Source organism: Lactobacillus porci, assembly GCF_009695985.1.
Lineage (GTDB): Bacteria > Bacillota > Bacilli > Lactobacillales > Lactobacillaceae > Lactobacillus > Lactobacillus absianus.
In genome coordinates this window covers 1-5,897 of sequence record NZ_VUMX01000049.1, presented here as the reverse complement: position 1 = coordinate 5,897, position 5,897 = coordinate 1, and the positions used below count along the sequence as shown (strand labels likewise).

At 30.0% G+C, this 5,897-nt stretch carries 6 protein-coding genes; all 6 read left to right on the top strand.

Features of this window, described 5'->3' with window-relative positions; genetic code table 11:
• The first annotated feature begins 154 nt into the window (after positions 1-154).
• The 6 genes from FYJ62_RS09995 to FYJ62_RS09975 all read left to right on the top strand — a co-directional run bounded on the left by FYJ62_RS09995 (position 155) and on the right by FYJ62_RS09975 (position 5,649).
• The gene (locus tag FYJ62_RS09995) at positions 155-346 is read left to right on the top strand and encodes a hypothetical protein (RefSeq protein ID WP_154549534.1); all 192 of its coding nucleotides are present in this window, start codon (positions 155-157) and stop codon (positions 344-346) included.
• Between the two features lie 118 nt (positions 347-464).
• Positions 465-620 carry a hypothetical protein gene (locus FYJ62_RS10685; RefSeq protein WP_167309360.1) on the top strand — a complete coding sequence of 52 codons (156 nt, stop codon included), beginning with the start codon at positions 465-467 and terminating at the stop codon, positions 618-620.
• The gene (locus tag FYJ62_RS10680) at positions 593-2,029 is read left to right on the top strand and encodes a sensor histidine kinase (RefSeq protein WP_229771898.1); all 1,437 of its coding nucleotides are present in this window, start codon (positions 593-595) and stop codon (positions 2,027-2,029) included. The genes FYJ62_RS10685 and FYJ62_RS10680 overlap by 28 nt, the downstream gene beginning before the upstream one ends.
• Positions 2,030-2,031: 2 nt before the next feature.
• A complete protein-coding gene (locus FYJ62_RS09985; RefSeq protein ID WP_154549533.1) occupies positions 2,032-2,850 on the top strand; it encodes a LytR/AlgR family response regulator transcription factor in 819 nt (272 codons plus the stop codon).
• Positions 2,840-4,999, top strand: coding sequence for a peptide cleavage/export ABC transporter (locus FYJ62_RS09980; RefSeq protein WP_326832036.1), 2,160 nt, complete (start codon positions 2,840-2,842; stop codon positions 4,997-4,999). Before FYJ62_RS09985 ends, FYJ62_RS09980 begins: the two co-directional genes overlap by 11 nt.
• Before the next feature lie 11 nt (positions 5,000-5,010).
• Complete coding sequence (locus tag FYJ62_RS09975) at positions 5,011-5,649, top strand: HlyD family efflux transporter periplasmic adaptor subunit (RefSeq protein ID WP_154549531.1); 639 nt, start codon at positions 5,011-5,013, stop codon at positions 5,647-5,649.
• Positions 5,650-5,897 lie beyond the last annotated feature (248 nt).

Genomic DNA, 5,897 nt, shown 5'->3' with positions numbered 1-5,897 from the left:
AACGCTAATCGAGTTCACAAGGGCTTTGGTCAAGTAGCAGACACCTTGGAATCGTACTTCGATTAAAAAACAGTTAAAGAATCAATTAGCCGGAAAGATTTATTTACACAAAAGAATTGACAGTCTCGATTGAAATGAGGCAGAATATGATGAAATGTTTTTTGGAGTCCAAATGGGTGTATGTTTTTCTATAGTATTTTTTGAGAAAAAGAGAGGAAAAATTATGCAAAAACTATCTATTCTAGCCTTGAAGAAAGTTGTTGGTGGAAGATCAAAAATTAGACGCCGCGTCTTTAAAAATAATTCGTATGGTTATGGAAATGGTTCTGGTGGAGGTGCTTTTTAAATAAAAATGCAGAATATGATTAAAATAGTACAGAATATGACGACTTTGAGTATAAAATTGAATGCATAGTAATATTGGTAATGTAAAAAGTTAAAGAGTTGAAAGGAAGATTTGAATTATGAAGAAGTTAAATGAAAAAGAATTAGTTGAAGTTAAAGGCGGATTTATTGGTGGAGTGGCTGATCCGAATGGAAGTTTTTTTGTCCTTAGAAATTTTAAAGTCAATAAAAAACAAAATCGTTTTAATTGGAAGAGAATTTTTGGATTAAAGTAAAAATGCTATTTCAGGCTTTATTTTCTCCTATAATCGATTTGTATATTTTTTATAGGGTGTCAGGTTGGAAACTTAGAATAAGAGATTATGTTTTTTCAGTAATCTTTATCGGAATATGCGTTCTTCTCGGTGATTTAACTCAAATAGATGATTTTTTAGTAGATGTTATTCAAGCAATTTCAGTATTTCTTTTTTCGTATTTTGTGAGGAAAGAAAAGAAAGTCAAATTAATCATTGGATTAATTTCTTTTTTTGAGTTATTGGATCTTCTTATAACGATTAGCGTTGAAATATTGCTGCTAATTTTTGATATTAATTTCAGTAGTATTATTTTTATCTTTTTGTTAATAGATTTTTTAGTTGTATGTATAATCCAAAAGTATTATTTAAAAATTCGTAAGCTCTTAAATGATCGAAATAGTTCGATTTTTATTGGATTAATTTTATATATTTATTTATCAAGTTCTATTGTGTATTTGTTAGCATTACAGAATAATCGTATGACGACATTATTTGAGGTGTCTTTAAGTTTACTAATACTTCAGATAATTTTCTCCATATTTGCTTATTCGACGGCAGTTAATATTCAAAAGAAACTTTTAACCGAGCAAGAGCAAAAGGAACAAAGGCTCCAACTTGAATTAGCAAATGCAGATAGAAAAGCAAAAGAAGCAGAGAATAGAGAACTTGTTCTTAAACAGCAGAAATTAAAGTCTGAAATGCAACAGTTGCAAGAATATTCAAGTTATCTTGACAAAAATGAAGATGATCTACGCCGTTTTAAACATGACTATCAAAATATTTTAAATAGCTTAAAAGTTAGTGCTCAAGAGGGCGACACCACAAAGGTGGTAAAGATACTCGATCAATATACTAACACGCAGTTTGATCAGAAAGCTCTTCGAAAATATAAAGGTGTAAATCACATTCATGAGAAGAATTTAAAGAGTATAGCAATTGCTAAGCTTTCTAAATTATATAGTTTAGATTTAAATTATAGTTTTGATTGCGAGCAAAACATCTATCAAATTCCTAAGAGCGTTAATATTTTGGACTTAGTTAGAATTATTGGTATTGCATTTGATAATGCAGCTGAGGAAAGTATGGCATTAATCAAAGAAACAGGTAGTACTAATAATGCTCGAGTTGATGCAATGTATTATCAAGAAAATGGTAATTTTGAATTTGAAATCCGTAATCGAGTTAGAGAAGCTACTATAGCAACAGATAAAATGAGTCAAAAGAACTTTACCACTAAAAAGCATCATATGGGATTGGGATTAGCCAATGTAAAAGAAATTACTCATAAATATGAGAATGTAATGATTGTCAATTATTACGTTGATGATGGTTGGTTTACTTTTGATTTAACAATTTTGCCTGATGATGAAAATGAAATTGAGGACTAAAAATGAAATATCCAGTTTTTATTTGTGATGATGATCAGAATCAGATTGAGCAAACTAAAAAAATTCTTGGTGCAGCCGAGATGATTCTCTCAGATGATGAAGAAGTAGAATTTTCGATTGCCACAGCCACTAATTATATGGATGCTATTACTTATTTGAAGGAGCATAAATTAGATGGTGGTATTTATTTCTTAGATGTTGAATTAGGTGGTGACACTGAAAATGATACCGGCTTCGATCTTGCCTCATTAATTAAGAAGCGAGATAAACGTGCACAGATTATTTTTGTTACTAGTCATGCTGATTTATCTTTAATTACATTTAGAAGACGTCTAGGTCCAATTGATTATATTGTAAAAACGTCTGATTTAGATAAGCTTAGACACACGATGGTGAAGACAATTGAAGTAGCCATTTATAATTTGCATAAGTTCAACTATATGAAGAAGATGACTTTTTCATATAAGATTGGTCGACAAACTAGAAACGTTAATATTGATGATATTATTTATATTTCAACAACAGTTACTCCACATAAATTATTGATGATTCTAACAACAGGAGAAATGCAACTCCTAGGTAGTATTAATCAATATGCTAAAGAAAATCCAATGCTAGAGAAAATAAATCAGTCATGCTTAGTAAATCCTAAGAATATTGAATCGATTGATTTGAAGCAACATCGTGTACAGTTTATTAATGGAGATGTTGAGGATTTTTCACGTACTAGTGTGCAAAAGATGAAAGACTTACTATCTGAATATAATTATAAAACTGAGACATTGGCTAAGAAGAAAGAAGAAAATGGTAATTTCGCTTAGGTACAAATCAATCTATGTCCCACAAATTGATGAAACAGATTGTGGTGCAGCATGCTTAGCAATGATCTTAAAGAACTATCATTCTCGAGTATCCATAGCACATTTGCGTCATATTGCTAAAACAAATACTGAGGGAACTACTGCGCTAGGTTTAGTTAAAACTGCTGAAAAATTTGATATGAATGTTCAAGCAGTTAAAGCAGATATGTCCTTATTTGACATGAGTGATATTCAATACCCTTTTATTGTTCATGTAATAAAAGATGGAGGACTATTGCATTATTACGTAGTTCTTAAAAGTACCAAAAGAAAGATAATTGTTGCTGATCCAGATTCTACCAGTGGAATTAAAAAAATGTCTAGAAAGGCATTTGAAAAAGAATGGACTGGGATTACTTTATTCATGGTCCCTAAAGCAGACTTTAAGCCTGTAAAAGAAAAAAAGAATAATCTGTTGTCTCTTTTTCCTTATATGTTTAAACAGAAAAAGTTGGTTAGAAATATCATAGTAGCTGCTTTATTGATGACGTTGATTAGTATTTGCAGTTCGTATTTTGTACAAGGATTAATTGACACTTATATTCCTAATGGTACATTTACAACTTTATCAATCTTAGCTATTGGGTTATTGATTGCATATGTCTTTAACTCAATTTTTTTATATGGACAACAATTTTTATTAAATGTTTTAGGTCAGCGATTATCAATTGATCTTAATTTGCAATATATTAGACATATTTTTGAATTACCAATGGAATTCTTTACTACTAGAAAAACAGGAGAAATTACTTCACGTTTTTCTGATGCAAGTAGAATTATTGATGCATTGGCAAGTACTGTAATTTCATTATTCCTTGATCTTTCAATTGTAATTTTGATGGGAATTATCTTAGCAGTTCAAAATATGACGCTGTTTTTGATTACTTTAGCTTCGTTACCACTTTATGCTATTGTGATTTTAGGATTTTCTAAAAGATTTGAAAAATTAAATAATGACCAAATGGAAAGTAACGCAGTAGTTAGTTCATCAATTATTGAAGATATTCAAGGAATTGAAACAATTAAAGCACTTAACAGTGAGCAGGTACGATATAAAAAGATTGATAGTCAGTTTGTGGATTATTTGAGAAAAGCATTTAAATATAGCAAAACAGAAGCTTTTCAGATTGCCTTGAAGACTTTTATTAGATTATCGTTGAACGTCATTATTCTTTGGGTAGGTGCTAGTGTTGTAATGCATAACCAGATGTCTATTGGTGAATTGATGGCATTTAATGCGTTATTGTCATATTTTGTTGATCCATTACAAAATATTATTAATCTACAACCTACACTTCAAGCTGCAAATGTGGCTCAAAATCGTTTAAACGAAGTTTATTTAGTTAAAAGTGAATTTAAAGATAAAACTTCAGTTAATAGTATTCATGATTTAAATGGCAAAATTGTTTTCTCACAGGTTAATTATCGTTATGGATATGGCGAAGATGTTTTAAAAGATATTAACTTAACTATCAATGATAATGAAAAAGTAACTGTTGTAGGGATGAGTGGATCTGGTAAATCAACTTTGGTTAAGTTATTGGTTGATTTTTTTAGTCCGATAAAAGGTAAAGTAACTTTTAATAATTATTCAACTAAAGAGATAAATAAGCACGTTCTACGTTCATATGTAAATTATGTTCCACAAACTCCTTATGTCTTTGCGGGTACTATTAAAGAAAATCTTTTATTAGGAAGTCGTTCTAATATAACGGAAGAAGATATAATCGAAGCATGTCAAATTGCAGAAATAAAAAATGATATTGAGAAGCTACCTTTAGGATTTGATACTCAATTAGATGAGAATGCAAAAATTTTATCGGGGGGACAAAAACAAAGACTGACAATTGCTAGAGCACTTCTTTCACCTGCTAAGGTGTTAATTTTTGATGAAGCAACAAGTGGGCTGGATACAATTACAGAGAAAAAAGTAGTTGATAATTTAATAAGTCTGAAGGATAAGACTGTAATATTTATTGCTCATCGTTTAGCTATTGCTGAAAGAACAGACAATATTGTGGTATTAAACCAAGGTCGAATTATAGAACAAGGCAATCATACTGAATTAATGGCCAAGCACGGTTATTATTATGATTTGGTAAAAAGTTAGGTGATATTGCAATGACTGATCAATATTTAGAAAGTAGTAAGTTTTATTCATATAAGTTTCATAACTTTTCAACGATGATAATTTTACCGGCTTTTATTTTAGTGATTTTGTTGTTTATTGGTTCTTTTTTTGCTGTGCATGAAAATGTGATTAATAGTATAGGTGTTGTTGAACCAGACCATATAGTTTCTTTAAAAAATAATGGATATAAAGAAGGACAAAAGATTTCAAAGGGTACTATTATTACTTTGGCTGATAACAAAAAACGACTGATAAAAAATAATATTATCGTACATTTAGATGATGAAGATAGTATTGCTATGCCCGATATTAAAGATAAAGGTAGTCTTAAAATAGTAACCTACATTCCAGATGATGAAGTAGCTACTCTTGCTGAAAGACAAAAAGTTCGATTTCAAGTTAAAAATAAGCAGGGAGTACTTACAATACTCAATGGTAAGGTTATTAGTTTAGGTACATATCCTGTACAACAGAAAGGCATGAATGCATTTAAAGTTGATATTTTAATTAAGACAACTAAGTCTGAGAGAGAGTTTTTACGATATGGGATGCAAGGAAAAGTGACAATCATTACTGGTAAGACTAATTACTTTAATTATATTAAGTCTAAGGTATTAAATTCTAAGTAGATTAATAAGAATAGCAATTATTGAAGTTGTTGTTCTTTTTTTATTGCTAAAGTAATACTGATAAATTTGCCATTACAACCGAATTTGATTTATATGTTAGCAGTTTATGGCGATAATGTGGGAGACTGTCAATTCTTTTGTGTAAATAAATCTTTCCGGCTAATTGATTCTTTAACTGTTTTTTAATCGAAGTACGATTCCAAGGTGTCTGCTACTTGACCAAAGCCCTTGTGAACTCGATTAGCGTT

Excerpts from the sequence above, each read along its gene's own strand:
- FYJ62_RS09995 (WP_154549534.1), top strand. The coding sequence starts at position 155 with ATGTTTTTTGGAGTCCAAATGGGTGTATGTTTTTCTATAGTATTTTTT.
- FYJ62_RS10685 (WP_167309360.1), top strand. The coding sequence starts at position 465 with ATGAAGAAGTTAAATGAAAAAGAATTAGTTGAAGTTAAAGGCGGATTT.
- FYJ62_RS09985 (WP_154549533.1), top strand. The coding sequence starts at position 2,032 with ATGAAATATCCAGTTTTTATTTGTGATGATGATCAGAATCAGATTGAG.
- FYJ62_RS09975 (WP_154549531.1), top strand. The coding sequence starts at position 5,011 with ATGACTGATCAATATTTAGAAAGTAGTAAGTTTTATTCATATAAGTTT.